Source organism: Rhodococcus sp. WB1 (assembly GCF_001700945.1).
Taxonomy (GTDB): domain Bacteria; phylum Actinomycetota; class Actinomycetes; order Mycobacteriales; family Mycobacteriaceae; genus Rhodococcus; species Rhodococcus aetherivorans.
In genome coordinates, this window is sequence record NZ_CP015529.1 from 80,791 (window position 1) to 106,645 (window position 25,855).

At 69.0% G+C, this 25,855-nt stretch carries 28 protein-coding genes; 10 read left to right on the forward strand and 18 right to left on the reverse strand.

What is annotated here, in order from left to right; genetic code table 11:
- Positions 1-43: 43 nt before the first annotated feature.
- Both A4U64_RS00410 and A4U64_RS00415 read right to left on the reverse strand, forming a co-directional pair.
- Entirely contained in the window at positions 44-1,675 is a 1,632-nt protein-coding gene (locus A4U64_RS00410; RefSeq protein WP_065921961.1) for an FAD-dependent monooxygenase, read from the reverse strand.
- Positions 1,676-1,703: 28 nt separating this feature from the next.
- Complete coding sequence (locus A4U64_RS00415; RefSeq protein ID WP_065921962.1) at positions 1,704-2,666, reverse strand: MBL fold metallo-hydrolase; 963 nt, start codon at positions 2,664-2,666, stop codon at positions 1,704-1,706.
- A gap of 100 nt (positions 2,667-2,766) precedes the next feature.
- On the opposite strand from A4U64_RS00415, the gene A4U64_RS00420 reads away from it, so the two are divergent.
- From A4U64_RS00420 to A4U64_RS00430, 3 genes are all read left to right on the forward strand, one after another.
- On the forward strand, positions 2,767-3,333 hold the full coding sequence (locus A4U64_RS00420; protein ID WP_037201204.1) for a MarR family winged helix-turn-helix transcriptional regulator: 567 nt from the start codon (positions 2,767-2,769) through the stop codon (positions 3,331-3,333).
- Positions 3,334-3,442: 109 nt separating this feature from the next.
- Positions 3,443-3,769, forward strand: coding sequence for a DUF485 domain-containing protein (locus tag A4U64_RS00425; RefSeq protein WP_006940653.1), 327 nt, complete (start codon positions 3,443-3,445; stop codon positions 3,767-3,769).
- A 5-nt stretch (positions 3,770-3,774) separates the two neighbouring features.
- Positions 3,775-5,283, forward strand: coding sequence for a solute symporter family protein (locus A4U64_RS00430; RefSeq protein WP_065923364.1), 1,509 nt, complete (start codon positions 3,775-3,777; stop codon positions 5,281-5,283).
- A 74-nt stretch (positions 5,284-5,357) separates the two neighbouring features.
- On the opposite strand, the gene A4U64_RS00435 is transcribed toward A4U64_RS00430, so the two are convergent.
- The 10 genes from A4U64_RS00435 to A4U64_RS00480 all read right to left on the reverse strand — a co-directional run bounded on the left by A4U64_RS00435 (position 5,358) and on the right by A4U64_RS00480 (position 13,032).
- The gene (locus A4U64_RS00435; RefSeq protein WP_232334139.1) at positions 5,358-5,675 is read right to left on the reverse strand and encodes a hypothetical protein; all 318 of its coding nucleotides are present in this window, start codon (positions 5,673-5,675) and stop codon (positions 5,358-5,360) included.
- Positions 5,676-5,725: 50 nt separating this feature from the next.
- Positions 5,726-6,946, reverse strand: a complete 1,221-nt coding sequence (locus A4U64_RS00440; protein ID WP_065921963.1) for a WXG100 family type VII secretion target — start codon at positions 6,944-6,946, stop codon at positions 5,726-5,728.
- On the reverse strand, positions 6,946-7,368 hold the full coding sequence (locus A4U64_RS00445; RefSeq protein ID WP_065921964.1) for a hypothetical protein: 423 nt from the start codon (positions 7,366-7,368) through the stop codon (positions 6,946-6,948). Before A4U64_RS00445 ends, A4U64_RS00440 begins: the two co-directional genes overlap by 1 nt.
- Before the next feature lie 612 nt (positions 7,369-7,980).
- A complete protein-coding gene (locus A4U64_RS00450; RefSeq protein WP_029546465.1) occupies positions 7,981-8,601 on the reverse strand; it encodes an LON peptidase substrate-binding domain-containing protein in 621 nt (206 codons plus the stop codon).
- On the reverse strand, positions 8,601-9,074 hold the full coding sequence (locus A4U64_RS00455; RefSeq protein ID WP_006940659.1) for a DUF309 domain-containing protein: 474 nt from the start codon (positions 9,072-9,074) through the stop codon (positions 8,601-8,603). Before A4U64_RS00455 ends, A4U64_RS00450 begins: the two co-directional genes overlap by 1 nt.
- Positions 9,067-9,825: an ESX secretion-associated protein EspG gene (locus tag A4U64_RS00460; protein ID WP_065921965.1), complete on the reverse strand. Its 759-nt coding sequence runs from the start codon at positions 9,823-9,825 to the stop codon at positions 9,067-9,069. The genes A4U64_RS00455 and A4U64_RS00460 overlap by 8 nt, the downstream gene beginning before the upstream one ends.
- Positions 9,822-11,045 (reverse strand): hypothetical protein, encoded by a 1,224-nt coding sequence (locus tag A4U64_RS00465; protein ID WP_065923365.1) that lies wholly within the window; start codon positions 11,043-11,045, stop codon positions 9,822-9,824. The genes A4U64_RS00460 and A4U64_RS00465 overlap by 4 nt, the downstream gene beginning before the upstream one ends.
- Positions 11,046-11,372: 327 nt before the next feature.
- Positions 11,373-11,699, reverse strand: a complete 327-nt coding sequence (locus tag A4U64_RS00470) for a hypothetical protein (protein ID WP_065921966.1) — start codon at positions 11,697-11,699, stop codon at positions 11,373-11,375.
- Positions 11,696-12,397 carry a DUF3558 domain-containing protein gene (locus A4U64_RS00475; RefSeq protein WP_084648574.1) on the reverse strand — a complete coding sequence of 234 codons (702 nt, stop codon included), beginning with the start codon at positions 12,395-12,397 and terminating at the stop codon, positions 11,696-11,698. Before A4U64_RS00475 ends, A4U64_RS00470 begins: the two co-directional genes overlap by 4 nt.
- A gap of 32 nt (positions 12,398-12,429) precedes the next feature.
- Positions 12,430-13,032, reverse strand: coding sequence for a TetR/AcrR family transcriptional regulator (locus A4U64_RS00480; protein ID WP_029546461.1), 603 nt, complete (start codon positions 13,030-13,032; stop codon positions 12,430-12,432).
- Between the two features lie 110 nt (positions 13,033-13,142).
- On the opposite strand from A4U64_RS00480, the gene A4U64_RS00485 reads away from it, so the two are divergent.
- The 4 genes from A4U64_RS00485 (at position 13,143) to fabG (ending at position 17,251) form a co-directional block, all read left to right on the forward strand.
- On the forward strand, positions 13,143-14,288 hold the full coding sequence (locus A4U64_RS00485; protein ID WP_006940667.1) for an acyl-CoA dehydrogenase family protein: 1,146 nt from the start codon (positions 13,143-13,145) through the stop codon (positions 14,286-14,288).
- 36 nt (positions 14,289-14,324) lie between these two features.
- Positions 14,325-15,542 (forward strand): acetyl-CoA C-acetyltransferase, encoded by a 1,218-nt coding sequence (locus A4U64_RS00490; protein WP_065921967.1) that lies wholly within the window; start codon positions 14,325-14,327, stop codon positions 15,540-15,542.
- A 153-nt stretch (positions 15,543-15,695) separates the two neighbouring features.
- Positions 15,696-16,457 (forward strand): SDR family NAD(P)-dependent oxidoreductase, encoded by a 762-nt coding sequence (locus A4U64_RS00495; RefSeq protein WP_043797318.1) that lies wholly within the window; start codon positions 15,696-15,698, stop codon positions 16,455-16,457.
- A gap of 32 nt (positions 16,458-16,489) precedes the next feature.
- Positions 16,490-17,251, forward strand: coding sequence for a 3-oxoacyl-ACP reductase FabG (fabG, locus tag A4U64_RS00500; protein ID WP_043797319.1), 762 nt, complete (start codon positions 16,490-16,492; stop codon positions 17,249-17,251).
- Between the two features lie 81 nt (positions 17,252-17,332).
- Here the strand turns inward: fabG and A4U64_RS00505 are convergent, their stop codons facing one another.
- From A4U64_RS00505 to A4U64_RS00515, 3 genes are all read right to left on the reverse strand, one after another.
- Positions 17,333-18,742, reverse strand: a complete 1,410-nt coding sequence (locus A4U64_RS00505) for an amino acid permease (RefSeq protein ID WP_006940674.1) — start codon at positions 18,740-18,742, stop codon at positions 17,333-17,335.
- On the reverse strand, positions 18,735-20,000 hold the full coding sequence (locus A4U64_RS00510; protein ID WP_006940679.1) for a Glu/Leu/Phe/Val dehydrogenase dimerization domain-containing protein: 1,266 nt from the start codon (positions 19,998-20,000) through the stop codon (positions 18,735-18,737). Before A4U64_RS00510 ends, A4U64_RS00505 begins: the two co-directional genes overlap by 8 nt.
- Before the next feature lie 210 nt (positions 20,001-20,210).
- Positions 20,211-20,720 (reverse strand): Lrp/AsnC family transcriptional regulator, encoded by a 510-nt coding sequence (locus tag A4U64_RS00515; protein WP_006940680.1) that lies wholly within the window; start codon positions 20,718-20,720, stop codon positions 20,211-20,213.
- A gap of 185 nt (positions 20,721-20,905) precedes the next feature.
- On the opposite strand from A4U64_RS00515, the gene hppD reads away from it, so the two are divergent.
- Positions 20,906-22,111 (forward strand): 4-hydroxyphenylpyruvate dioxygenase, encoded by a 1,206-nt coding sequence (gene hppD, locus A4U64_RS00520; protein ID WP_006940681.1) that lies wholly within the window; start codon positions 20,906-20,908, stop codon positions 22,109-22,111.
- A gap of 16 nt (positions 22,112-22,127) precedes the next feature.
- Here the strand turns inward: hppD and A4U64_RS00525 are convergent, their stop codons facing one another.
- Together A4U64_RS00525 and A4U64_RS00530 are read right to left on the reverse strand one after the other, a co-directional pair.
- Positions 22,128-22,571 (reverse strand): SRPBCC family protein, encoded by a 444-nt coding sequence (locus A4U64_RS00525; protein WP_006940686.1) that lies wholly within the window; start codon positions 22,569-22,571, stop codon positions 22,128-22,130.
- Between the two features lie 160 nt (positions 22,572-22,731).
- Positions 22,732-23,424, reverse strand: coding sequence for a TetR/AcrR family transcriptional regulator (locus tag A4U64_RS00530; protein WP_232334140.1), 693 nt, complete (start codon positions 23,422-23,424; stop codon positions 22,732-22,734).
- Positions 23,425-23,518: 94 nt separating this feature from the next.
- On the opposite strand from A4U64_RS00530, the gene A4U64_RS00535 reads away from it, so the two are divergent.
- Complete coding sequence (locus A4U64_RS00535) at positions 23,519-24,478, forward strand: daunorubicin resistance protein DrrA family ABC transporter ATP-binding protein (protein ID WP_044476185.1); 960 nt, start codon at positions 23,519-23,521, stop codon at positions 24,476-24,478.
- Entirely contained in the window at positions 24,475-25,287 is an 813-nt protein-coding gene (locus tag A4U64_RS00540; RefSeq protein WP_050036026.1) for an ABC transporter permease, read from the forward strand. Before A4U64_RS00535 ends, A4U64_RS00540 begins: the two co-directional genes overlap by 4 nt.
- 28 nt (positions 25,288-25,315) lie before the next feature.
- Here A4U64_RS00540 and A4U64_RS00545 read toward each other — a convergent pair whose 3' ends face one another.
- A complete protein-coding gene (locus A4U64_RS00545; protein ID WP_006940694.1) occupies positions 25,316-25,759 on the reverse strand; it encodes an SRPBCC family protein in 444 nt (147 codons plus the stop codon).
- Between the last annotated feature and the right edge of the window lie 96 nt (positions 25,760-25,855).

Below are 25,855 nucleotides of genomic sequence, written 5' to 3' on the forward strand. Positions count from 1 at the left end.
CGCTCCCCGGTTCCGTGACCGGGGAGCGCGTACCACCTCTGTGTCACACCGCGGCCACCAGCGGGGCCACGACCCGCCGTCCGGTGGCGGTGCGGATCGCATCGGTCAGCACGGCCGGGTCCGCGGTGTCGACGACCGCGGCGATGTGCGCGTCGGGCCGGACAACCCACACCTCGTGCGCTGCCGCGGAAAGGCTTTCGGCGAGCGCGCCGGTCGCGTCGATGTCGTCGAGGGCGTGGATCCGAACCGGCGCGCTCGTGGCGTCCAGCGCGAGCGTGCGCAGCGTGGTCGCGTCGACGTCGCGGCCGTGCAGGAGCAGGATTCCCGCCCGGGCCAGCGCACGCAGGCGCGTGGCCCGACCGCACACCGCGACCGGCATGTCCGGCAGCAGAACGCCCGGAACAGGCTGTGGAGCAACACCCCTGGCGGGCCGACCAGCGAAGGGACGGGCCGGGTCCGCGGTGGTCAGTGGCGAGTCGGCATACCAGAACGGTTCCGCGAGGCGGCCCGAGTCGACCTGGGCGCGGGCGTCGGCGTCGTCGGCCGCCGCCTCGAGGATACGCAGGCGGTGTGCGCGCTGCTCGTCGGTCTGCGGCACCAGGAAATCCATTGTCGCGGAGGTGACCTCGATGTTCTCGCGCGCCGCGGCCCGCCGCTCCAGGTCGTAGGTGTCCAGGAGCGACTCGTCGGCCCAGCCGCGCAGCACGAACGCGAGCTTCCACGCGGCGTTCTCGGCGTCGCCGACCCCGGAGTTCAGGCCGCGCGCACCGAACGGCGACACGAGATGAGCGCAGTCGCCGGCGACGAGGACGCGGCCCACGCGCATCCGGTCGACGAGACGAGCATGGAAGCGGTACACGGACTTCCACACGATCTCGTAGGGCAGCTCGGCGCCGATGATCCGGCGGATCCGGCGGTCGAGGGCGCCGCTCTCCGTTTCGGCCTCGAGGTCGTAGTCGCCGGGGACCTGCCAGTCGATGCGGAACGTCGAATCCGGGCACGGGTGGATGAGCACCTGGCGTCCGGGATTCCACTCGGGATCGAAGTAGAACCTGCGCTCGTGTGCCCAGTCGGGGATGTCGGCCTTGATGTCGCAGATGAGGAACTTGTCGTCGAACGTGCGACCCGCGAAGTCCAGCCCGAGGTGCGTGCGGAACCCGTCGGCCCGCGCCCCCATCGTCGCGACCGCGTAGGCGACGGGCACGACGGCGGGACCGTCCGGGGTCGTGCACAGCACGCGTACGCCGGCGTCGTCCTGGTCGATACCGTCGACATGGTGACCCCACCGGACCTCGATGAGCGGTTCCTCGGCGATGCGCTCGTCGAGCAGCTGCTCCGTGCGGGCCTGGGAGATGTTGACGAACGGCGGGAACGCGGAGCGGCCGTTGTCGACGAACGGTTGGGTGAACAGCTTCTTGTCGCGGTAGAAGGTGCTCGCGGTGTCCCACGTGACGCCCTCCGCGGCGACCTGCTCGCCGACACCGACGGCGGCCCACACTTCGAGCACGTCGCGTTGCTGGCAGATCGCCTTCGAGCCGATCGGGTCGCGTTCGGGGCGAGCGTCCAGGACGATCACGCGAATGCCCCACCGGGCGAGCAGCAGGGCGGTGGTCTGCCCGACGGGTCCGTTCCCGAGCACCGCGACGGTGCCGTTGTGAATGTTCCGCACTGTCATCACATTTCCTTCTCGTACCGTGGTGGGGTCAGCTCTGGAGCTGGGCCCAGACCTCGTGGTCGCGCTCGGCGGTCCAGATCACGGGCCGTTCGATGCCGGACAGTTCGTCCCACACCCGGGAGACGTCGAACGGCAGGCAGTGCTCGAAGATCGGCCAGTGCCCATAGCGGTCGAACAGTGCCGCGTGCGTCGCCTCGAACGCCTCCTTCAATGTGCCGCCACGCCGCTGCACGGTCTCTACCTCGGTGAGCATCACGTTCAGGAAGTGCCGGGTCTGCTCGATGGCGGCGTCGACCTCCTCGCGGCCGCGGCTGACCGCGCCGCGCCCGCCGACGAGCGCCTCGGCGCCGAGCGCCTTGATCCGGTCGAGTGTGCCGGTGGACCAGTCGCGGTGGAACGCATCGCCCGTGTACAGCGCGGCCTGCGCCTCGACGAGATCGCCGGCGAACAGGATCTTCTGCTGCGGCAGCCACGCGACGATGTCGCCCTCGGTGTGGCCGCGGCCGAGGTGCTGGAGTACCAGGTTGCCGCGGTCGCCACCGAGGTCGATGGTGAGCCGGTCGCTGAACGTCAGTGTCGGCCAGGTCAGGCCGGGCACGGAGTCGGCACCCTTGGCCAGGCGCGGCATGCGGCCGAACTCGGACTCCCAGTCCTCCCGGCCGCGCTCGGCGATGAGGTTGTAGGTGTTCTCGTGCGCGACGATGGTGTCGGCGTCGAAGGCGGACGCTCCCAGCACCCGCACCGCGTGGTAGTGCGAGAGCACGAGGTAGCGCACGGGCTTGTCGGTGTGCTCACGCAGCTTGGCCAGCCAGTCGCGCGCCGCGACCGGGGTGGCGAGCGCCTCGAAGCACACGAGGAAGTCCTCGCCCTCGACAGCCCCGAGGTTGGGATCGCCCTCGGCGGTCAGCGCGTACACCCCGTCGGCGAGAATCTCGAGGGTCTGCTCCTTCTCGCCCAGATCGGCGGAGGAAGCGAAGGACAGTGCGGTCATATGGAACCACCCCAGTTAGTAAAAGGTTTGAACGAATCTGTGACCAATGTAAGTGGCGTCACACCGGATGCGCAAGCCTTTGACCACTTCGGCACGGTGCATGCGGCGCCACCTCTACGCTGGCGGGGTGAGCGAGCCTGCGGACGACGTGGACAACCTGGACTTTCTGAGCTTTGTCGACTTCGCCGTGCGCAAGACGACGCGCGTCATGCCCGAGGTCGATCCCCAGTCGATGCGGCTCGTGCTCGAACTGACCCGGGTCGCGAGTGCACTCGTCTACGACCTCGAGTCCACCGTGCACCGCCCGCAGGGCTGGAGCTGGCCCGGCTTCCGGGTGCTGTTCATGCTGTGGTTGTCCGGGCCGAGCGATGCCAAGCGGGTCGCCCAGCTCTCCGGTATGAGCCGCGCCGCCGTGTCCGCGCTGGTCAACACGCTGGAACGGGACGGCCTCGTGACCCGGCGGCGCTCTGAGCGCGACCGGCGCTCGGTCGAGCTGAGTCTGACCCAGGCCGGCGTCGACGCGATCACCAGCACCTACGCGGCGCACAACAAGCGCGAACGGACCTGGACGAGCGTGCTGACCAAGCCCGAGCAGACCATCCTGATCGGCCTGCTGGAGAAGCTCGCCACCGCGGCCGACGACCTCGATATCCACACCCGCGACTGAGTCGCGGCGCCGGAGTACTTGCGCTTTGTGATGACCCTCACTTACGGTAGGGCAGCCAATCAATCAAAGCATTGATTGATTGATCCCTTCACACCCCATTGAGGTGATCATGTCGCTCGACATCTCCACGGCCGCCGGCGGCGGCACGACCCGGCCGGACGACGCCGGTCTCGACGCCGTCCTCGCCCTTGCTCGGCAACGCCGACGCCTGTCGCTCGGCTCCGCAGCCGTCCTGCTCGCGGTGTTCATGGGCTACATCGTCCTGACAACCTCCACCACGGTCTTGTCCGGCCGCCTCGGCGGACTCGGCATCGCGTACTGGGTCGGGTTCGCCGTCTTCGCCGCGATCCTCGTCGTCGCGCAGATCTACACCCGCTGGGCGCGCCGCATGGATGCAGTCGTCGATGCGCACCTTGCCGCGCTGGAAGGGCGGTGACCGGCATGGGACTCAGCGTCGCGATCGTCGTCGCCATCATCGGTGTCACCCTCGGCATCACCTACCTGGCCGCCAAGCGCAACACCTCCACGGACTCGCACTACGTCGCCGAGGGGCAGGTCGGGCCCGTCGGCAACGGACTGGCCATCTCCGGCGACTACGTCTCGGCCGCTTCGTTTCTCGGTATCACCGGCATGATCGGGATCGCCGGGTTCAGTGGCTTCTACTACGCCACCGCGGTGCCTCTGGCGTACCTGCTGGTGCTGCTCATCATTGCCGAACCGCTGCGCAACCTCGGCCGCTTCACCCTCGCCGACGCCGTCGCCGCCCGGTTCGACGGCCGCGGACTGCGCGCCGCTCTCGCCGTCACCACGATCGTCATCTCCGCGATGTACATGGTGATCCAGTTCGTCGGCGCGGGACTGCTCGTGCAGGCCCTGCTGGGCATCAAGTTCTGGGTCGCCGTCATCGTCCTCGGGCTGCTCATGGTCGTCTACACCATGTTCGGCGGCATGCTCGCCACCACCTGGGTGCAGGTGCTCAAGACCGGGCTGCTGCTGACCGGCACCGCTCTCATCCTGTTCCTGGTGCTCGCGAAGTACGGGCCGAGCCCGCTGCACGTCGTCGAGCCGCTGCCGGACTCGGTCACGTCGTCGCACCCGCAGAACACCACCAAGACCTTCGACATCATCTCCCAGCAGCTCGCCCTTGCCCTCGGCGTGATGGGTCTGCCGCACGTGATGGTCCGGTTCCTCACCGTCAAGGACGCCCGCGCCGCCCGCAAATCCGGTGTGGTCGCACTGTGGATCTTCAGCGCCTTCTACGTGGTGCTGCCGTTCGTCGGATACGGCGCGATCCGCGCCCTCGGATCCGACGCCATCGCCGCCGCGCATCCACAGGGTAACCTCGCCGTCGTTCAGCTCGCCGGCGCCCTCGGCGGTCCTGCCCTCGAGGCCGTGATCATCGGCATCACCCTCGCCACGATCCTCGCGGTCCTCGCCGGCGTCGCCATCGCCACCTCCGGAGCGTTCGCGCACGACCTCTACACTCACGTCGTCAAGGGCGGAAAGGCCACCGGTGAACAGCAATTGAAGGTGGCCCGGCTGTCACTGCTCGGCATCGCCGTCGTCGCCATGTTCCTCGCGCTCGGGGCCAAGGGCTTCAACCTCGGCTTCCTCGCCAACGTCGCGTTCGCCGTCGCCGCGAGCACCAGCCTGCCTGTGCTGCTGCTGAGCATCTACTGGCGCGGATTCAACCGCGTCGGCGCGACCTGGGCCCTGGTCGGCGGCCTCGCAGTGAGCCTCGGGTTGGTGGCGATCAGTCCCAACATCCTGGGACCCACCGGGCTGATCCACGGGATCGACCCGATCTTCCCGCTCACGATCCCGGCCCTCGTGTCCGTGCCGGCGGGATTCCTGCTGGCCTATGTGGGCTCGCTGGTCGGCCGCTCCCGGCCGGAGGCCGCCGGCACCGACTTCGCCGAGATCGAACGCCTCGCACTCATCGGCCGCTGACACGGCCGGTGTGTCCTTCGGGCTGCCAGGACAGCCCGAAGGACACACCGCCGCGGCCACCACGGGTAGGGGAGCTACTGCCAGGGGATCCGGTAGGACTCCCATTCCTGCCCTTCCGCAGTCGAGGTACGCGGCGGTTCCGGGAACCACCGGAGCCGCGGATTCGTCTTGAGTTCGGCCACCTCCGGCGGAACCGGACGCGCCGTCACCTCGATCTCGGACCACCGGCACTGTCCGGCAGCGACTCTCGACGCATACAGCCGCAACTCGGGGGACGCTTCCGCGGTCGCTGCGAGTTGTTCCATCAACGCATCGTCGACCTCGATGCGTCGGTCCCGGTCGGCGCCGGCGAACCCTCGTGCGCGGATCACGGCAGCTTCGAAGTCGGTCACGGCCTGGTGGATTCGCCGCAGTGGACTGTCGAGGTGCGGCGGTACTTCCCTCATATCGCATCCGCCCACGGGTCCTCACCGACCGAATACGCGCTGGAGGGCTTGTTCACGGGGCCGCTCACGTCTGCGACGCCGGCGAGGTCGATGGCCACCTCCGCCCTGTGCTCGGTGCGCTCGTGCGCCTCGGTCAGCGGCGCCAGCTTCTGCTCGACCCGATCCTTCAGGACGTCCGCCGGCGACGACAGTGCGTCGAGGAATTCCTTCAATGCGTCGGCGAGCTCGCGGATCCGGTCCACTACATCGTCGACGAATTCCATCGTGTTCTGAACGATTTTGGTGATCGTGACGATCTGTGCGGCCGTACCGACGAACGGAGTCTTCTTCAGCAGGAACTTCAACTTCTGCAACGCGTCGTCGAATGCCACTTCTTCTTCGAGCATCTCCTTCAGTGACCGAACCGCCGTGACGATCCCCTCCCGGATCTTCTCCGCAACCAGGTAGCACGTCTCCTTGATGACGCGTCCGACCGGTCCCTCCCATCGGAGGGCATCGACGATGCGGTCGGCGTAGTCCGTGAACGCCCGGGCGGCCTGCCCGCCCCAGTGGGGATCCAGGGTCCGGACGACGGCGGCGAGGTTCCCGCCGCTGGTCTCTACCGCCTCCCCGGCGATGCGATAGGCGTCGCCGAGGCGCTCGAGTTCGTTCCAGTTTCCGCCCAGCGGTTCGACGACCTGCGCGATCGGGCTCCACCCGGTCAGCATGTCGATCGCCTCGTCGACATCGCCGAGCCAACCGGCTGCATCCGCGACGACCTGGCGGACGTCCTCGGGGAGGGTTTCGGGGTGACCGAGTTCGATCCGGTCCGGACCGCCATGCGGGAAGGTGCCGGGATACGGCCGCGCCGGACCGGGCGCCGGTGTGTCGGGATCGAATGCGTCGACCGACTCCGGGAAGAGCATGTTGGCATTGAGCCGTTCGTAATTCCGTGCCTCGGTGTCGTCGTACATCCACGCGCACCGGTTCAGTTCGATGCTGGTCTTCAGGCAGAGATCGGCAACCTGGAAGTATCGAGACTGTGCCGACGGGAGAACCGCCTGGAACCCGGCCCGGATCGTCTGCAACAGCACACCGTCGAAATTGCCGTTCGGCTCACCGTGGACGGCGAGATACCGGTTCGCCCGCACAACATCGTGTCCGATCTCCTGCACGGCGACGGCAGCGCCGGCTATCCGGCGTGTGGTGGCGGAGAATTCCTCGTGCGTCCCGGACATCACGATCTCCTCAGCGACGCGACGAGATCATCGATAGAGCTGTCGTCGAGCTGTCCGGCCACACCGCGATCCGCCCGGACGACGAAGACCGCGACCTCCGCTGTTGCAAGGCCGGTGGTGGCCACGACGTCCAACCGCGCTGCCGGCGGGTCACATTCGTCGGTGGGTGGGATGTCGGACACCAGAGCCGTGATCCGGACTGCCGGGTTTCCGGCAATCTCGAAATGGACGGGGTCCGAATAGTTGATCGTCGGCAGTCGTCCGTCGTCGGAGTACATCCATTCGACCGCCCGGACTTCGTGAGCAGCGACGGTCAGGAGGTCGCCCGCTGGGCGCCCCGTGATCCCCACTGCGGCCAGCATCGACATGTCGTCCGCCTCGCAGTACTCCTTCCCGAAAGCGGATGCCGAACCGATCATCATCGCTGCACCGTCCCGGCTTCTCCAGCCCATGACCGATTGGCCCTGCCCGAACCAGCCGGCTGGAGTGGTGTACGTGAGCCCGAACCGTGTCGGTACCGGTTGCGGTTGCCCTTCGGGAACCTCCGGCGGGAGCGGAGCGCGCTCCATCGACGGGAAACCCGGGGGGAGTTCGCGCGGTGGTGTTGCGGCAGTGGGCGACTCGGTGCGTGTCGTCGTGATCGGTGGTGGTGGCGCCCAGCCGGAATCCGGAAGGTCCGGCCTCAGCAGGCTCGCTGCTGCGGATATTCCACCGATGGCCAGCAAGCCCCCCACGTACCACAACGCCACCTTGGCCAGCTGAAGGACAACGACGCCCCATTTCGACATTGTTCGATCCCCCCTATCGACGGCAGAACCATACCAGTTGATGTGTTCCGCATGGGGATTGAGCTTTTCTGGGCCGCGCAGATACCCGGATCGTCGTGTGTTCGTTCCCGGCTGTCGGGATGCAACCGTCGGCGACGTGCGCGGTCGTCCTGGCGACCGACGGGGTGCGGCAGCGGTTGACCGGCAGACGCGCGGGTGCGGTCGAGGGAGGTCATGCGCTGTCCGCGAGGCGGTTCGCCCTCGCCCTTACGTACTGTCGAGGCGCCACTGCGCGAGTTGGACAGCGTTCGAGATGCATTCGGTCAGCACGGCCAATCGTTCGGTGGGTCCGTGCGCCGTGAGTACCTGCAGCCGGTCGGCCTCACCCATAGGGACGAAGCGTGCCAGCGCGAACAGCCGGGCACCCGGCTCGTCGGGCAGTTCGGTGATGCTCGGGGGTTCGATCCGGCCGCCCGACAGGCGGTCGAGCAGACCGTACAGCCGGCCGAGCCCCACGCTCAGGCCGGAGAAGTCCACCGGACCGGACTCCATGTCCGGCCACGGCTCGACCTCCGCCCGCGGATACGGGTCGTCCGGTAGCCAGTCGATCACCCGGATGCGTTCCTCGCCGATGCATTCCAGGAAGTAGCGACCGTCGTCGAGTTCGGTGTCCATCACGATCCGCGCGACCGTGCCGACGTCGTGGCGGGTCTCGCCCCCACCCACCTCGTGGCCTCGCTCGATGAGCACCACGCCGAACCGCGGCCCGTCCGGATCTGCGAGGCAGTCCCGGACCAGCTCGCGATACCTCGGTTCGAACACGTGGAGTGGAAGGGCGTCGCCCGGAAGCAGCGCGGTTCCCAGCGGGAACATCGGGAGCACGGGCATCAGGGCAGCCGCAGCCGCGGTATCGGCGGCGCCGGGATCGGCTCGCCGCGCGCGATCTCCGTCAACAGGTGTTCCGCCCATGCCGCGAGGCCGTCTATGTCCAGCCCGTGCGGCGGCTCGTCCTCGTAATGGCGGATCCGAGCCTCCCCCTGCCGTAGCAGCGACGCGGCCCCGGCCGGATTGTCCCGCAGCAGATGCGTCAGCCCCACGGTGAGCTGCGCCAAGCCCTGCCACAGCGTCCGCTCGTCGGCCGGCGCCGACTTCCACGTGCCTTCCAGCACCTCGTGCGCATGGAACGGATACCCGTGGTCGAGCAGCCGCTGCGCCTCGGTGATCGCCTCGTCGGGCTCGAGCTGCAGGTCCTCCGGGACCCGTTCGACTCCCTCCTCGCCGTAGGGCAACGGGCGCCCCAGGGCGTCGCGCGGGCGGGCGTTCTGCGGTTTGCCGTCGACCGTTCGATCCCGTTCAGCCATGCACCCAGCGTAAACCGGCTGCGCCGACGCGACCCCGCTTCTCGCGCGCCTCGTCGACCGCGTAGGCCAGCTCGTCGCGCAGCAGCTCCGGGGTGGCCGGGCAGACGTGGGTGTGGTGGCCGGTCCGGAACAGGTACCGCCCGTCGCCTGCGACGTCGAACCAGCCGAGATCGGTGACCGGCGTGAAGTTCAGACCGTCCGGTGAGCACAGCACCCGCACGCTGCCCGTCCCGGACCGCGGATCGGTCAGTAGCCGCCGCAACCGGACGGCCGGGGGCGCCTGCGCGGTCCGGAGCACCTGCGTCGGGCGCGCGAACTCCGCCACTTCCGCGGTGGGTGCCGACAGCGCCGGCGCCGTACCCGGGGGCGCGCCGGGTAGGCACTGTACGACCGCCTCCGCCAGTGTGTGCGCCGCGGTCGCCGTCACGACGAGATCGCCGGCACGTCCCGGATCCTGCCGCGCCAGAACGGCGGAGTCGTGCCTGATGCATCCCCGCAGCCGCAACTCGGAGCCCTCCGAGAACTGCCCGTATACCTCGACGGCGACCTCCGCGTATCGCATCGTCGCTATCGCCGCGGTGAGCCGCTCGTCGGGATTCGTGCGCCGCCACCGGTGGGCCGCCTCGAGGTTCGCGGCGTGCTCGTCCTCCCACAGCGCGGTGGAGCGGTAGCGCAGAGGAAACGGAATCTCGTCGAGTCCCGTCGCGGTCCACAGGGCCAGGAACCGGTCGGGGGTGAGCCGCCACCTCATGCCGGATCGACCCCCAGCACCGGCGGCGCGGTGAGCGGCATCGGACCGACGAGCTCGTTCCCGTTGTCGGTGCCCACCAGATAACTGGGCACCGTGCGGGCGGCCTCGTCGTCGCGCGCAGGACGCGCCGGGGCGCCCAGCATGCCCGGGTACATGCCGCCCGGACGGGCCGACCCGGCGCGGGCGCCGGCGCCCGACGTCGCCGGGTTCGTCGTACCGTTCGCGACCGGTAGGCCACCCACGGGTCCGAGCCCGCCGGGACCGGCAGCGCCGGAGCCGCCGCTTCCACCGCCGGCGCCTCCGGACGTTGGACCACCGGGTCCGCCCGGAGGTCCACCCGAACCCGGGTACCGCTCCGGGCCCGACGTCGCGCCGGCCGTCGTCGTCGCGGCCGGGGTGGTGGCTGCAGGCTCGCCGGCGCCCGGCGCGGGGCCGCCCGGGTCTGCTTCCCCGTCTGTCGCGGAGGTGCCGCGGGACGGAGCGTCCGTGACCTGCCCGTCGTCGGCGCCGGCCACCGAGGCCGAGGGGCCGATGCCGCCGCCCCGGCCCTCCGCGCTGCCCGAGGGGTGGCGCGACAGGTCTGCCCCGACCGGACCGGATCCTGCCGTCGCCTCGTGCGGCGACGGCAGGACCGGAACCGCCGTGCCGGATTCACGGTAATGCGGGACGTAGAGCGATTCCATGACGCGTACCGCCTCGGCGTGCGCCGCCTCCGCCGCCCGCGCGAACTCGGCCGTGTCCTGGGGCACCACCACGCCCAACGGCATCGGAATCTGCGCCGGCGGTGGTGGCACGTTGTTCCGCACAGCCGAAGCGACCTCCGATGCCGCAGCGAGTTTGGTCGACACCGCAAGCAGCGCGGTCACGAGTTGTTCGGTCGACCTCGCGAAGGAGCGGGTCGCCGCCACGGCGCGGCGCGCCGCGTCACCATCCCACCCCTCGGCAATCTTGTTGCAGATCATCTGGGTTCCGAAGATGAAACCGACGCTCATGTCGGTCGCGATCTTGCGCCAGCTCTCCGCCAGGCTTCGCATCGCGCCCGGGTCCATTCTCTGGACGTCTCGATAGATGGCGTCGTGCTCCATGCTGTGGAAGTTCTCGAATGCGGTGGCGTAGTCGGGATCGAAGCTGCCTTCGAGCCGTGCCACCAGTCTGGTGTGCCAGTCCGCCAGCGCGCCGACCCGCTCCGGTACCCGATGCTCGAGCAGCGGTTCGAGCATCGCTGCGACGGGATTCTCGTTCTCCGGCACCCTATTCGGTGCTTTCGCTCACGGTCGCGACGTGCTGCGCCGTGCGTCTTCCGGTGCCGTGCGAAACATCAAGTGACGTGTCCATGGAGTCCCCCCGATTCCGTGGTAGTGCGCAGCATCGTAGCGGACCGTGCGGTCTCGTGGCGAGTCGTGCCGAGGAACGAACGGCATCAGCCATCCGCGACTTTTCCAGTCATGCGCTCCCCCAATTGTGTTCGCGGACGACTGGCGCCCGCGCGGATACAGCACGACTCGTGGAATTCTCCGGGTTTCGGAGTGATGCGCAGTGGCGGCGGTTCACGCGGAGTCGGTGGTGCCGAGTTGCCGGGCCCAGTCGTAGTCGGCGTCGAGGAAGCCCTGTCCACCGGCGGCGAACGTATCGCGCATGCGGGAGAGCACCTCGTGGAACTGGGTGAGACGCTCGTAGGCGGACTCGGGGGTGCCTCTGGCCTTGGTGAGGAAACCTTGCCGCAGTGCCTCGGCGGATTCGAACCCCCCGAAGCTTCCGGCTCTGGTCAAGTCCTCGGATCGCACGATGGCTTCGCCAAGGATGGCGAGCATGCTGTCGCAGAGTGCGACGATCTCGTCGATCGTGTGCGGTGCGAGTCGCAGTGGCCTGTTCACGCTGGTCCTTTCGATCTGTCGTCGATGAGGGCCGAGATCCGAGAGGAGGTGTCCTCGAGTCCGGCGCACCACTCCACTTCGGGGACTCCATTGCCGTGGTCGGGGAGATAGACACGGGAGATGATGAGAACCCCGTACGACGTCTCCACAGTGACGGCACACGACTGACGCAAGCTCGGGTCGACCTCGAGGAGGGCGCGTCGTCCGTTGATCTCGATGGGAGTGGCGTACTCGGCGACCTTCTCCTGCACCTCGGCGAAGGTGATGTTGCCGGAGTTGAGATTGAGTCCGTAGCGACGGAGAACGCCGGGGATGCGCAGCGTGCCGTGATAGCTGCACCCGAGGAAGGTGAAGTGCGTCGCGGCGAAGTCGCTGATCTCCTCCGACCTCGGGTCGTAGCCTGCCTCGACGAGCACTCGGTCGGGGATGTCGAGGCAGGGGTCGAACGTGACTGGGGGGCGGTCGGATTCGTCGACGATGCGGGGTGTGCGTGTCGTCGTGGTGGTGGCGGGTGGTTCCGTGGGTGCCGCGGGCGTGACGGCGGTGCACGCGCTGACCGCCGCCGCGACGAGGGCGACGATCCATCCGCGAGTGCGCAGGTGTCGTCGTCGCTCTCGTTCGCTCGCTTCCCGGTCGCACGCGACGTCGATTGCGGGCGCGGACGACCGACGGCCGCGCGAACATTGCCCCCCACCCATGGACCCCCCGATCCGTCGTGTGGGGACAGATGCTAGCGGACGGCGCCCACGAGCCGGAGGGCGAGATCGGAGTAGAGGTGCGCGAGGGCGTGGGGCTCGTGGTAGCGGCCGGAGGGGTACCAGCGGCAGATGTCGACGCACAGCGACATCAGGGCAAGGGTGACGCCCTCGGTGTCGGGGACGGTGAACTCACCCGAGGCGACGCCGGCGTCGACGATGGTGCGGACGACCTGGGTGGTGCGCCGCCGCAGGCCGGTGATGACGCGGTAGTGCTCGGGCGTCAGGGCGGTGAGCTCGTACTGGACGACGCGGGCGCGGCGATGGTGCTCGGCCTGCCACTCGGCGAACCGGCCGATGACGTTGGCCAGCCGAGTGGTGGCGTCCTCGCCGGGGAGGTCGGCGTCGCGCACGACCTCGAGGGCCAGGTCGTGGCCCTCGTAGCTGATCGCGTAGAGCAGCTCTTCCTTGGACTTGTAGTGGGGATACATCGCGGCCGGGCTCATGTCGAGGCGGGCGGCGATCAGCCTGGTGGTGGTGCCGCCGTAGCCGTTCTCGGCGAACACCTCGACGGCCGCCTCGCGTAGGCGGGCCGCGGCCTTCGATCCGCTGATCACCGCGTCCCTCGATGTGCTCACGTCCTGCTCCCGTTCCTGCTACGGCCCTGGTTGACAAGATAGCGGCCGCGGTTCACTATAAGCGCACGCTTAGAAAATAAGCAGATGCTTACAGATTTGAGGAGCGGTTGATGCAACGCACCCTGTACGGCCCCGATCACGAGGCGTTCCGCGAGTCGGCGCGCGAGTTCGTGAACCGGTTCGTCATGCCCCGTGCGGAGGAGCTCATCGAACGTCACGAGATTCCCCGTGACATCTGGATCGAGGCCGGTAAGGCCGGCTTCCTGGGACTCGAGATCCCGGAGCGCTTCGGTGGCATGGAGGCGAACGACTACCGCTTCAACGCCATCCTCGGCGAGGAGTTCGCCCGCGCGAACATGGCGCTGTCGTCGTCGATGGGCATCCACTCGGACATCACCGTTCCCTACATCGTCCACCTGGGCAACGAGGAGCAGCGTGAGCGCTGGCTGCCGCGCTGCGCCACCGGTGAGCTCATCTGCGCCATCGGTATGACCGAGCCTTCCGGCGGTTCCGACCTCGCCAACCTGAAGACCACCGCCGTGCGCGACGGTGACGACTGGATCCTCAACGGCGCCAAGACCTTCATCACCAACGGTTACAACTGCGACCTCGTCGTCGTCGCGGCCCGCACCGACCCGTCGAAGGGCGCGAAGGGCATCTCCCTGTTCGCCGTCGAGCGCGGCATGGAGGGCTTCGAGAACGGTCGCAAGCTCGACAAGGTCGGCCAGCCCGAGGCCGACACCGCAGAGTTGTTCTTCAAGGACGTCCGCGTCCCGCACGCCAACCTCATCGGCGAGGAGGGCATGGGCTTCATCTCGATGATGAAGATGCTGCCGCAGGAGCGGCTCGGGTCCGCGGTCAACAACGTGCACCACGCCAAGCACATCCTGCTCGAGACCATCGAGTACGCGAAGGAGCGCAAGGCGTTCGGCCAGGCCATCGGCGCCATGCAGTACAACAAGTTCCTGCTCGCCGAGCTGATCACCAAGATCGAGGTGGCCGAGGCCTACGTCGATCAGGCCGTCGAGGCCCACGCCGACGGCAAGCTCACCGCCGTGGACGCGGCCAAGGCCAAGTGGTGGACCGCGCAGACGCAGTCCGAGGTCCTGGACGCGTGCGTGCAGATCCACGGTGGCTACGGCTTCATGAACGAGTACCGTGTGGCTCGTGCATGGAAGGACGCCCGCGTCACCAAGATCTGGGCCGGCACCAACGAGATCATGAAGGAACTCATCGGCCGCGATCTGGGCCTGTAGAGACTCGAAGCGTCAACACAAAACAAGGAGCACGTGATGCCCGAAGCTGTGATTGTGTCCGCCGCCCGTTCTCCCATCGGGCGGGCGATGAAGGGGTCGCTCAGGACGGTGCGTCCGGACGACCTGGCCACCCAGATGGTCGCGGCCGCCCTGGCGAAGGTGCCGGAGCTGGACCCGGCCCAGATCGACGACCTGATGCTCGGCTGCGGCCAGCCCGCCGGCCAGTCCGGGTTCAACATCGCCCGCGTCGTCGCCGTGCAGCTGGGCTACGACTTCCTGCCCGGCGTGACCGTCAACCGCTACTGCTCGTCGTCGCTGCAGACCACCCGCATGGCGCTGCACGCGATCAAGGCCGGCGAGGGGGACGTGTTCATCTCCGCCGGTGTCGAGTCCGTCTCCAGCTTCGTCACCGGCAACGCCGACGGCCTGCCGAACACCAAGAACCCGCTCTTCGCCGACGCCGAGGCCCGCACCGCCACGCTCGCCGAGGGCGGCACCGCGTGGACCGACCCGCGCAGCGAGGCCCTGCTGCCCGACGTCTACATCGCGATGGGCCAGACCGCGGAGAACGTCGCCTCGCTCACCGGCATCTCCCGCGAGGACCAGGACCGGTGGGGTGTGCGGTCGCAGAACCGGGCCGAGGAAGCCATCAAGTCGGGCTTCTTCGAGCGCGAGATCAGCCCCGTCACCCTGCCCGACGGCACCGTCGTGACCACCGACGACGGGCCGCGGCCCGGCACCACCTACGAGGCCGTGAGCCAGCTGAAGCCGGTCTTCCGCCCCGACGGCACCATCACCGCCGGCAACGCCTGCCCGCTCAACGACGGCGCCGCGGCCCTGGTGATCATGTCCGACACCAAGGCCAGGGAGCTCGGGCTGACCCCGCTGGCGCGGATCGTCTCGACCGGCGTGTCCGGCCTGTCGCCGGAGATCATGGGTCTGGGCCCGATCGAGGCCGTGAAGAAGGCGCTCGCCCACGCCGGCAAGACCATCTCCGACATCGACCTGTTCGAGATCAACGAGGCGTTCGCCGTGCAGGTGCTCGGCTCCGCCCGCGAGCTCGGCATCGACGAGGACAAGCTGAACGTCTCCGGTGGTGCGATCGCCCTCGGTCACCCGTTCGGCATGACCGGCGCGCGGATCACCGCCACCCTGCTCAACAACCTGCAGACCCACGACAAGCAGTTCGGCGTGGAGACCATGTGCGTCGGCGGCGGTCAGGGCATGGCAATGGTGCTCGAGCGCCTGAGCTGATCGTCCCCCTCGGACCGGGAAGTCGGATGAGGCGCGGTCGCGGGCCCGAAAGGGCTTGTGGCCGCGCCTTTTTCGAATATCAAGTCTTGAACTCGAGCGCGAATTCAACTATACAATTCGCATAGGTATCGACTATCGGAGGAGACTACACACATGTCCGTGCTCGACAAGTTCCGCCTCGACGACCGCGTCGCGATCGTCACCGGCGCCTCCTCGGGCCTCGGCGTCGCCTTCGCCCAGGCTCTCGCGGAGGCCGGGGCCGACGTCGTGCTCGCGGCCCGTCGCGCCGACCGGCTCGAGCGGACCGCCGAACTCGTCCGCGCCGCCGGCCGCCGCGCGCTGAGCGTCGAGACCGACATCGCCGAGCCCGAGCAGGCGCAACGGATGGTCGATGCCGCGGTCGAGCACTTCGGCAAGGTCGACATCCTCATCAACAACGCCGGCATCGGCACGGCCGTCCCGGCCACCAAGGAGACCCCGGAGCAGTTCCGGCGCGTCATCGACATCAACCTGAACGGCTCCTATTGGGCCGCGCAGGCCGCCGGGCGCGTCATGCAGCCCGGCAGCTCCATCGTCAACATCTCCTCCGTCCTGGGCCTCACCACCGCGGGACTGCCGCAGGCCGCCTACGCCGCCAGCAAGGCCGGCGTGATCGGCCTGACCCGGGACCTGGCCCAGCAGTGGGGGGCACGCAAGGGCATCCGCGTCAATGCCATCGCGCCGGGATTCTTCGAGACCGAGATGACCGACGAGTACCAGCCCGGCTACCTCGACAGCATGAAGCCGCGAATCGTCCTGGGCCGCACCGGTGATCCCGCGGAGATCGCCGCCACCGCCGTGTGGCTCACCTCGGAGGCCGCCGGCTACGTCACCGGCCAGACGATTGCGGTCGACGGCGGCCTGACCATCAACTGAAGTTTCCAACCACAACAGCACGGAGGTAAGCAGTGAGCGAAACAGTCACCCGCACCGCCATCGTCACCGGGGCCGCGCGCGGCATCGGCGCCGCAGTCGCCAAGCGGCTGGCGCAGGACGGATTCCAGGTCGCGGTCCTGGACCTCGACGAGTCCGCATGCGGCGACACCGTCTCGGCCATCGAGGCGGCCGGCGGCAAGGCCCTCGCGGTGGGTGCGAACGTCGCCGACGAGCAGTCCGTCGCCGCGGCTGTGGAGAGGGTCGCGAACGAGCTGGGCGATCCCACGGTGCTGATCAACAACGCCGGCATCACCCGCGACAACCTGCTGTTCAAGATGACCGTCGACGACTGGGACGCCGTGATGAACGTGCACCTGCGGGGCGCGTTCCTCATGTCCCGGGCGACGCAGAAGTACATGGTGGAGGCCAAGTTCGGCCGCATCGTCAACCTGTCGAGCACCTCCGCGCTGGGCAACCGCGGTCAGGTCAACTACTCCGCCGCCAAGGCCGGCATGCAGGGCTTCACCAAGACCCTCGCGATCGAGCTCGGCAAGTACGGCGTCACCGCCAACGCGATCGCCCCCGGCTTCATCGAGACCGAGATGACCGCTGCGACGGCCGAGCGGATGGGCATGTCGTTCGAGGACTTCAAGGCCGCCGCGGCCTCGCAGATCCCCGTCGCCCGCACCGGAAAGCCCGACGACATCGCGCACACCGCCTCGTTCCTCGCGAGCGAGGGTGCGGGATTCGTGTCGGGTCAGGTCATCTACGTCGCCGGTGGTCCGAAGGACTGACGGCGGGGACCGATCCACGACGACGCCGTGCGTCCCTCCCCCCTGCGGGAGGACGCACGGCGTCGTCGTCTGTGCGGTCGGCTACGGCTGCCGGACCGTCTGCCGGCGGTGCAGAAGCCAGCACGCGCCCGCGATCGTGGCGGTGAGTGCGCCCGTCGCGATGAGCTGGGTGCGGGCGGCCGTGTCGAACAGCGCGAGCACGGCGATGCCGGCGAGCAGGCCGAGGGTCGCGTACGACAGGTACGGGAAGCCCCACATCTTCAGCGGCAGGGCGTCTTCGGTGCCGTCGCGCCGGGCCCGCCGGCGCAGCACGAGGTGCGAGACCGCCACGAACGTCCACAGAACGAGGATGGTCGAGCCCACGGCGTTGAGCAGCAGCGGCAACACCTTGTCGGGACGCACGTAGTTGAGTGCGACGGTGACGAATCCGAACGCGACCGAGGCGAGGACCGCGTTGCGGGGCACCCCGTTGGCGGCCACCCGGCCGAACGCGGGGTAGGCCGAACCGCGTTGCGAGAGGGAGTAGATCATCCGTGAGGCGCTGAAGAGCATCGCGTTGAGCGAGGACAGCAGCGCCACCACCACGATCACGGTCATCACGGCGGCCGCCCCCGGCACGGCGCCGGCGTTCAGCACCGCGACGAACGGGCCCGTGACGAGATCCTCGGACGTCCACGGCAGCACCGTCACCATGATCAGCACCGAGCCGATGTAGAAGACCAGGATGCGCCAGATCAGCGTGCGCACCGCGCGGCCGACGTTGCGGCGCGGATCGGAGGTCTCGGCGGCCGCGATGGCGATGATCTCGGTGCCGCCGAACGCGAACACCACGATGAGCAGGCCCGCGGCGATACCGGCGATACCGGTCGGCGCGAAGCCGCCGTGCGCGGTGAGGTTCGCGAACCCGGTGCTGTCGAAGGCGGGCACCCATCCCGCGATCATCGCGACGCCGATCGCGAGGAAGGCGACGATGGCGACGATCTTCAGTGCCGCGAACCAGAATTCGACCTCGCCGAACCGGCGTACGCCGACGAGGTTCACGCCGGTGAGCACCACCATGAAGAACAGTGCCGCGGCCCACTGCGGGATCCCGGGAATCGAGGCGGCGGTGATGGCGGCGGCGCCGGTCGCCTCCGCCGCGATCACGATGACCACCTGGATCCAGTACAGCCAGCCGATGGTGCGGCCGGCGACGGAGCCGAGGGCGTTCTCCGCGTGCACGGAGAAGGCGCCGCTGGCGGGGTTCGCGGCCGCCATCTCGCCCATCATCCGCATGATGAGGACGACGAGAGCCGCGGCGGCGAGGAACGAGACGAGGATGGCCGGGCCCGCGACGGCGATGCCGGCGCCGGAGCCGACGAACAGTCCCGCGCCGATCGCGCCGCCGAGACTCATCATCACCAGCTGTCGCGGCCGCATCGCCTGGTGCAGCATCGCCCGCGGCGCCGGCTCGGTGGTGGTGGCCGGCGTGGTGGCCAAGGTGTCAGTCATCGATGCGCTCCCCGGCCGGCACCAGCTGGTCGAGGGCGATCTCGAACGCGGTGGCCGCGACGCCCGTATGGTCGGCGCAGCGGTCGTGGCAGCGCTGCAGCGCACCCGCGACGGTGTCCGAGACGTCGCCGAAGATCGCCGCGTCCGAGACCTCCACGTCACCCTCCATGAGCTGGGCGAAGGCGCGGGCCATGCCGCTGTTGGCGATGAAGTCGGGGATCACGGAGACGGACTTGTCCGCGTGCTCGTAGGTGGGGCCGTAGAAGATCTCGTCGTCGGCGAAGGGCACGTTCGCTCCGCTGGCGATCACCTCGAGGCCGGCCGCGACCATACGGTCGACCTGTTCGCGGGTGACCAGGCGGGAGGCCGCGCAGGGGAGGAAGATCTCGGCGCCGAGGTCCCAGATCGCGTCGTGCACCTCGGTGAAGGGACGCATCCGGTCGCTGCGGAGCGCGTTGCCGTCCTTGTTCAGCAGCAGCGTGCGCACCTCGTCGAAGTCGAGACCGGCCGTGTCGAGGATGCCGCCGTCGCGGTCGATGATGCCGACCACGCGAGCCCCGGCCTGGGCCAGGTAGTAGGCCGCGGCCGCGCCGACGTTGCCCCAGCCCTGGACGATCACCCGCTTGCCCCCGAGCCCGTGATTGCCGGCGGGGTCGCCGTAGATGCGGTAGTGGTGGCGCACCGACTCGGCGACGCCCCAGCCCGTGATCAGATCGGCCACCGTGTACTTCGCATCCGGTGCCGGGGTGAACCGGGTGTCCTCGACGACCTTCGCGACACCGAGCCGCAGCTGCCCGACCCGCTGGACGCGTTCGCGGTCGTCCGCCGCGAAGTGCCCGTTGACGACGCCCTCCTGCGGATGCCACAGCCCGTTGCTCTCGGTGAGCGGCACCACCTCGGTCATCTCGTCGACGTTCAGGTCGCCGCCGGTGCCGTAGTAGGCGCGCAGCAGCGGCGCGACCGCCCGGAACCAGCGCCGCAGCACGCCGTCCTTGCGGGGATCGGAGGGGTCGAAGTCGATGCCGGACTTGGCGCCGCCGATGGCCGGACCGGAGACGGTGAACTTGACCTCCATCGTCTTCGCCAGCGACTCGACCTCGCGGCGGTCGAGGCCGCGGCGCATCCGCGTGCCGCCACCGGCCGCGCCGCCGCGCAGGGAGTTGATGACGACCCAGCCGCGGGCGGTGGTCTCGGTGTCGTGCCACTCGAAGACGATCTCGGGGGCCTTGTCCTCGAAACGGGTCAGCAGGTTCTTCATGTCTTCTCTCGGGAGTCGGGACGGTGCGATGCCCGGGGAGCGGGCGAATGAAGAAGACTGTGACCGTGGTTACAGAGGGGGCGCAAGTGCGGCCTGCACTACTGGTCAGGCTGAAGAGCTGTAGCGCAGCCGCCCGTCGTTTTTCTGTGCAGTGTGCAGAGCTGTTTCGACGTTTTCGGCGGGCGGGGGCGAGCGCGCCGACCTTCAGCTCTACCGACGGTAGGCGGGCGCTTTGGCGGTTTTGCCCGGCTGCAGCGTGCGGAGCAGCGGCATGGCCCGGTACCGCACCACCTCCGACAGCACCATGACGCTGGTCGACCGGGCGACGATCGACGACCGGTTCAGTTCGATCAGCGTCTGCTGCAGACCGAGGTGGGAGTCCGCGGCGATCCGGCACAGAATGTCGCCGGCGCCGGTCGTCGCGAACGCCTCGAGCACCCCCGGAATCGCTTCGAGGACATCGGTGATCGCTTCGAGCGCGCCCTGGACGATCTCCATCGTCACGAAGGCCTGGACCTCGAATCCGGCGGCCGCCAGGTCCAGCCGCGGTTCGTAGCCGGCGATGATCCCGGACTCCTCGAGCCGGCGCAGCCGTGCCGAGACCGTCGCGCGCGCCACCCGCAACCTCCGGGACAGCTCCAGGGCGCCGATCTTCGGATCCGTGTGCAGCGTGTCCAGGAGCGCGAAATCCAACTCGTCCAGCTGCACGGCGTCACGCATGGCCGTTCCTTCCGAAGAGGCGGCGGAAACTGTGCCGATTGTATAGCGGCTCGCCCGGCATCCCGCCTTTTCCAGTCAGGTCGATCAGCTGGGAGAGGCGAGATTGCACCGTCGCCGCGACGGGGTTTTTCCTGGTGACACACGACACACCGATGGCGCCGCGTCCGGCGGCAGGAGGAATTGCCATGACTCTCGAGTTCACCCTCACCGACAGCGAGAAGCTCGCCCAGCTGAACCCCGAGGAACTGCGGCAGCTCGTCGGCCTCGTCGAGTACGACGCCGAGCGGGACCCGTTCCCCGTCAGCGGCTGGGACGCGGTGGTGTGGGTGGTGGGCAACGCCACCCAGGCCGCGCACTACTACCAGTCCGCGTTCGGGATGGAACTGATCGCCTACTCCGGTCCCACCACCGGCAACCGCGACCACCACGCCTACGTCCTGCGCAGCGGGGCGGTGCGGTTCGTGGTCAAGGGTGCGGTCGATCCGGACAGCCCGCTCGTCGAGCATCATCGCCGGCACGGCGACGGCGTCGTGGACATCGCGCTGCAGGTGCCCGACGTCGACAAGTGCATCGCGCATGCCCGGGCCCAGGGCGCGACGGTCCTCGAGGAGCCGTACGAGATCAGCGACGAGTACGGCACGGTGCGGCTCGCCGCGATCGCCACCTACGGCGAGACGCGCCACACGCTCGTCGACCGGTCCCGCTACACGGGCCCGTATCTGCCCGGCTACGTGGAGAAGTCGTCGACCTACCGCAAGCGCGACGGCGCGCCCAAGCGGATCTTCCAGGCCCTCGACCACGTGGTCGGCAACGTCGAGCTCGGCCACATGGACGAGTGGGTCGGCTTCTACAACCGCGTCATGGGCTTCACCAACATGGCCGAGTTCATCGGTGACGACATCGCCACCGACTACTCGGCCCTGATGAGCAAGGTGGTCTGCAACGGCAACCACCGCGTCAAGTTCCCGCTCAACGAGCCGGCCGTCGCGAAGAAGCGCTCGCAGATCGACGAGTACCTCGATTTCTACCGTGGTCCCGGCGCGCAGCACCTGGCGCTGGCCACCAACGACATCCTCACCGCCGTCGACCGGCTCCGCGAGGAGGGCGTGGAGTTCCTCGCCACGCCCGACGCCTACTACGAGGACCCCGAGCTGCGCGCGCGGATCGGGAACGTGCGGGTGCCGATCGAGGAACTGCAGAAGCGTGGCATCCTCGTGGACCGGGACGAGGACGGTTACCTCCTGCAGATCTTCACCAAGCCGATCACCGATCGCCCGACGGTGTTCTTCGAGCTGATCGAGCGGCACGGTTCGCTCGGCTTCGGCAAGGGCAACTTCAAGGCCCTGTTCGAGGCGATCGAGCGCGAGCAGGCGGCGCGCGGCAACTTCTGACCGGACGCGCGGCGGGTCAGGAGATCCGGCTGACCTGCTCCCGCAGCGCGTGCTCGGTCCGGCGGACGATCGTGCCCACCAGCGGCTCGATGAGCAGCCCCGCCGCGCGACCGGCCGCGCCGCCGGGCAGCCGGTAGCCGAAGTCGACGGCGAGACGCATGCGACCGTCGCCCAGATCGTCGAACTGCCACGACGACAGGGTGCGGAAGCCGGAGATCGAGCTCAGCACGATCCGGTGGTTGTCTTCCCACTCGACGATCTCGAGCCGGGAGTCGAAGGTGGCCGGCCCGATCCGCATGCTCGCGTCGAAGCGCGCGCCCACGCCGCGGACCCGATCACCCACGGGCTCGAAGCGGGTGACTCCGAACATCCACTCCGGGACCGTGCGGTGATCGGCGACGTAGGCGAAGGCGGCCTGGCGGTCCACGTGCGCCACGCCGTCGTGGCACACGTGGATCATGCGGCGATCGTCAGTCATCCGGCGGCACCTCCGCCGGTGAACCTAGCGGAGTTGCTCGCGTCTCCGGGATCCGCCCGCGCAACTGTGTGGGCGGATTCCGGAAGGGCGCGTGAATTCCCTTGTTCTCCAAGGATTTGTCGCCCGAAGCGAGCGGGCTCGCTCACGGGTGCGGCGCGATGCCGAACAGCAGTGCCTCGATCCCGGCCCGGAACGCGGCATCGTTGTCGACGGGTGTGGCGCCGGCGTTCCCGCCCGCGGAAGCGAGCAGGCCGGCCAGGTGGGGGTAGTCGCCGTGGGCCAGCATGGCGGTGATGTGCTCGGCGCCGCCACCGGCGGTGGGGGCGGACAACCCCGCCGCCTCCTGCGCGGCGAAGGTGGTGACCCAGCCTGAGAGCAGGGCGATTCCCATCATGGTCGCGGTGGCGTCGAGGCCGGTCGGTGCGAGGGCGCCGACCATGTGGTCGAGGTATCGCATCGAGTGCGGACCCAGTGTCGTCGTGCCCGCGACGCTCAACCACGGATGCCGACGGTGCAGCTGCCGGGCCTGTTCCGCGAGGTCGAGGACGTCGGTCCGCACGTCCCCGGTCAGGGGCGGGTACCGGTACTCCGCGGCGACGCGGTCGACCATGAGAGCGACGAGATCGTCCTTGCCTGCGACGTAGCGGTAGAGCGAGGCGGCCGCCGTCCCGAGTTCCTGCGCGACGCGCCGCATCGAAACGGCACGCAGCCCGTCTGCGTCGGCGAGGCCGACGCACGCCTCGGCGAGCTGCTCGAGCGTATGGGCAGGGCGCGGCCCGGGCCTGGGGTCGTCGGCACGCAACCACAGCGAGGTCGGGGGTTCGGCATGCGGCATGGGTGCCAGCATGCACTACCCGGACAGTTGCGAACGACGTTCGCAGACGCGTACGGTGTAATTGCGAACGATGTTCCCAATCGTGGAGGTCGGAATGACGGTTCTGGAAACCGAGGCGCTCACCAGGCGGTACGGCAGCCATCTCGTGCTCGACGGGCTGAACCTGGAGGTGCCCGCCGGTCGGGTGCACGCGCTGCTCGGCCCCAACGGGTCCGGCAAGACCACGACCGTGCGGATGCTGGCGACCCTGCTGCGACCGACCTCCGGCAGCGCCAGGATCCTCGGTCACGACACCGTCCGCGAGGCTGCTCACGTCAAGCGCAACATCGGCTTCGTCGGCCAGTACCACGCGGTCGACCCCCGCCTCACCGGCACCCAGAACCTGACGATGGTTGCCCGCCTGAACGGGTATAGCGCCCGGGGCGCCCGCCGGCACGCAGACGACCTGCTCGAGCGCTTCGACCTGACCGACGCCGCGGCCCGGCAGGTGCACACGTACTCCGGCGGCATGCGAAGGCGGCTCGACATCGTCGCGGGCATGGTCGTCCGTCCCGCGGTGCTCTTCCTCGACGAGCCCACCACCGGCCTCGATCCCCGCAGCCGCAACGAGATCTACCGGTATGTACGGTCTTTCGTGGAGGAAGGCACCACCGTCGTGCTCACGACCCAGTACCTCGACGAGGCCGAGCGGCTGGCGGACACGGTCACCATCCTCGACGCCGGTCGGGTCGTCGCCACCGGGACGCCGGACGCGATAGCCCGCACCGTGGGCAGCGGCCTCGACGTCGTCGTGCTCGATCCGCACCGGCGGGGCGACGTCGCCGCGATCGTCGAGCGATTCGGCGGAAGACCCGTCGACTCGCCGGCCCGGGACGAGAATGCGCCGCTGCGGCTGACGTTCGGATTCGACGGCGAGCCGGCCGCCCTGCTGCCGATCCTGCGCGCCCTCGACGCGGAGGGCATCGCGGTGCAGGACATCGGCCGCCGGCGCGCCACCTTGGACGACGCTTTCCTCGCACTTACCGGTCGCCCGACCGAAGGGATTCCCGCATGACTGCCCCCACCGCCACCCGCACCGTCTCGCCGGCGGCGGGTGCCTGGATTCTGTTCCTGCGGGTGGCCGCGACGTACCGGAACGCGCCCGGCCTGCTCGCGGTGACCCTCGCGGCACCGCTGGGAATGATGCTGCTGTTCGGCTTCGTATTCGGCGGCGCGCTCGCCGGCGGATCCGACGCTGCCGCCTACCGGTCGTACCTGACGCCCGGAGTCCTCGTCCTCGTCGCGGCCATGGGGATCGTCGTCACCGCGTCGACCGTGAACGCCGACCTCCGCAGCGGCCTGACGGACCGGCTGCGGGCCCTGCCCGTCCCGCCGGTCGCGGTGCCGGCGGGCCTCGCACTCGCGGAGACGGTGACCGGCGCCTCGGCGCTGGCGACGATGGCCGCCGTGGGATTTCTCGCGGGATGGCGGGTCGAGGCCACCCCCGCCGACGTGGCGCTTGCCGTGCTGCTGCTGCTCGCGTTCCGGTTCGCGCTCGCGTGGCTCGGGATCGTGCTCGGCGCCTCGATCCGCGACGAGCAGATGCTGCAGCAGGTGGCGCCGCTGATCTTCGGGGCGGTCATGTTCTCCAACGTCTTCGTCCCCACCGAGACGATGCCGGCCGTGGTCGCGACGATCGCCGAATGGAACCCCGTCAGCGCCGTGGTCGCGGCCCTGCGGCAGTTGTTCGGATCCGGGACGACGGTCGCCGCCGACGCGGCCTGGCCCATGCAGCATCCGGTCGTCGCGGCCTTCGCCTGGACGGCGGTGATCCTTGCCGTGTCCGTGCCGATCGCCGTGCGAGGGTACGCATCCTCCCGCTGATCGGATCCTTGCGCAGGTGGCGCGTCGCTCAGGCGACGCGGCCGAGGTTCGAGCGCAGCGCCTGCTCGGTCTGGCGGATCGCGGTGCCCACCACCGGTTCGATGAGCTTGCCGAGCGCCCGTCCGGCCAGGCCGCCGGGAAGTTGGTACCCGAAGTCGACGTCGAGGCGGATCCGCCCGTCGCCGAGGTCGGCGAGTTCCCACGACGAGGCGGTGCGGAACCCCGCGATGGAGTCGAGAACGATCCTGCGGTCGAGTTCCCAGTCGACGATCGCGAGGCGGGAGTCGAGGCCCCTCGGTCCGATCTGCATGGTCGCGTCGAAGACCGCGCCGAGGCCGTTGACCTGCGGTCCCACCGGCACGAAGCGGTTGACGCCGTACATCCATTCGGGGACCGTGCGGTGATCGTCGAGGTAGGCGAACGCCACCTCGAGGGGAACCTCCGCAACGGCGGTGTGGCGGATGTGGATCATCGTGTACCTCCATGAGGACATTTCCGTTACCCACGGTATCAGGTAACTCGCGTCCCGGGGAGATCCTCAAAGTCGTCCATGCGGACGCTCGTCCTG

Excerpts from the sequence above, each read along its gene's own strand:
- A4U64_RS00455 (WP_006940659.1), bottom strand. The coding sequence starts at position 9,074 with ATGGCTGAACGGGATCGAACGGTCGACGGCAAACCGCAGAACGCCCGC.
- A4U64_RS00445 (WP_065921964.1), bottom strand. The coding sequence starts at position 7,368 with ATGATGATCGGTTCGGCATCCGCTTTCGGGAAGGAGTACTGCGAGGCG.
- A4U64_RS00460 (WP_065921965.1), bottom strand. The coding sequence starts at position 9,825 with ATGAGGTGGCGGCTCACCCCCGACCGGTTCCTGGCCCTGTGGACCGCG.
- A4U64_RS00440 (WP_065921963.1), bottom strand. The coding sequence starts at position 6,946 with ATGTCCGGGACGCACGAGGAATTCTCCGCCACCACACGCCGGATAGCC.
- A4U64_RS00530 (WP_232334140.1), bottom strand. The coding sequence starts at position 23,424 with ATGCCGCATGCCGAACCCCCGACCTCGCTGTGGTTGCGTGCCGACGAC.
- A4U64_RS00495 (WP_043797318.1), top strand. The coding sequence starts at position 15,696 with ATGTCCGTGCTCGACAAGTTCCGCCTCGACGACCGCGTCGCGATCGTC.
- A4U64_RS00525 (WP_006940686.1), bottom strand. The coding sequence starts at position 22,571 with ATGATCCACGTGTGCCACGACGGCGTGGCGCACGTGGACCGCCAGGCC.
- A4U64_RS00505 (WP_006940674.1), bottom strand. The coding sequence starts at position 18,742 with ATGACTGACACCTTGGCCACCACGCCGGCCACCACCACCGAGCCGGCG.
- A4U64_RS00410 (WP_065921961.1), bottom strand. The coding sequence starts at position 1,675 with ATGACAGTGCGGAACATTCACAACGGCACCGTCGCGGTGCTCGGGAAC.
- A4U64_RS00485 (WP_006940667.1), top strand. The coding sequence starts at position 13,143 with ATGCAACGCACCCTGTACGGCCCCGATCACGAGGCGTTCCGCGAGTCG.
- hppD (WP_006940681.1), top strand. The coding sequence starts at position 20,906 with ATGACTCTCGAGTTCACCCTCACCGACAGCGAGAAGCTCGCCCAGCTG.
- A4U64_RS00465 (WP_065923365.1), bottom strand. The coding sequence starts at position 11,045 with ATGCTCGAACCGCTGCTCGAGCATCGGGTACCGGAGCGGGTCGGCGCG.
- A4U64_RS00475 (WP_084648574.1), bottom strand. The coding sequence starts at position 12,397 with ATGGGTGGGGGGCAATGTTCGCGCGGCCGTCGGTCGTCCGCGCCCGCA.
- A4U64_RS00545 (WP_006940694.1), bottom strand. The coding sequence starts at position 25,759 with ATGATCCACATCCGCCACACCGCCGTTGCGGAGGTTCCCCTCGAGGTG.
- A4U64_RS00430 (WP_065923364.1), top strand. The coding sequence starts at position 3,775 with ATGGGACTCAGCGTCGCGATCGTCGTCGCCATCATCGGTGTCACCCTC.
- A4U64_RS00450 (WP_029546465.1), bottom strand. The coding sequence starts at position 8,601 with ATGCCCGTGCTCCCGATGTTCCCGCTGGGAACCGCGCTGCTTCCGGGC.
- A4U64_RS00415 (WP_065921962.1), bottom strand. The coding sequence starts at position 2,666 with ATGACCGCACTGTCCTTCGCTTCCTCCGCCGATCTGGGCGAGAAGGAG.
- A4U64_RS00535 (WP_044476185.1), top strand. The coding sequence starts at position 23,519 with ATGACGGTTCTGGAAACCGAGGCGCTCACCAGGCGGTACGGCAGCCAT.
- A4U64_RS00490 (WP_065921967.1), top strand. The coding sequence starts at position 14,325 with ATGCCCGAAGCTGTGATTGTGTCCGCCGCCCGTTCTCCCATCGGGCGG.
- A4U64_RS00510 (WP_006940679.1), bottom strand. The coding sequence starts at position 20,000 with ATGAAGAACCTGCTGACCCGTTTCGAGGACAAGGCCCCCGAGATCGTC.
- A4U64_RS00425 (WP_006940653.1), top strand. The coding sequence starts at position 3,443 with ATGTCGCTCGACATCTCCACGGCCGCCGGCGGCGGCACGACCCGGCCG.
- A4U64_RS00420 (WP_037201204.1), top strand. The coding sequence starts at position 2,767 with ATGCGGCGCCACCTCTACGCTGGCGGGGTGAGCGAGCCTGCGGACGAC.
- A4U64_RS00515 (WP_006940680.1), bottom strand. The coding sequence starts at position 20,720 with ATGCGTGACGCCGTGCAGCTGGACGAGTTGGATTTCGCGCTCCTGGAC.
- A4U64_RS00540 (WP_050036026.1), top strand. The coding sequence starts at position 24,475 with ATGACTGCCCCCACCGCCACCCGCACCGTCTCGCCGGCGGCGGGTGCC.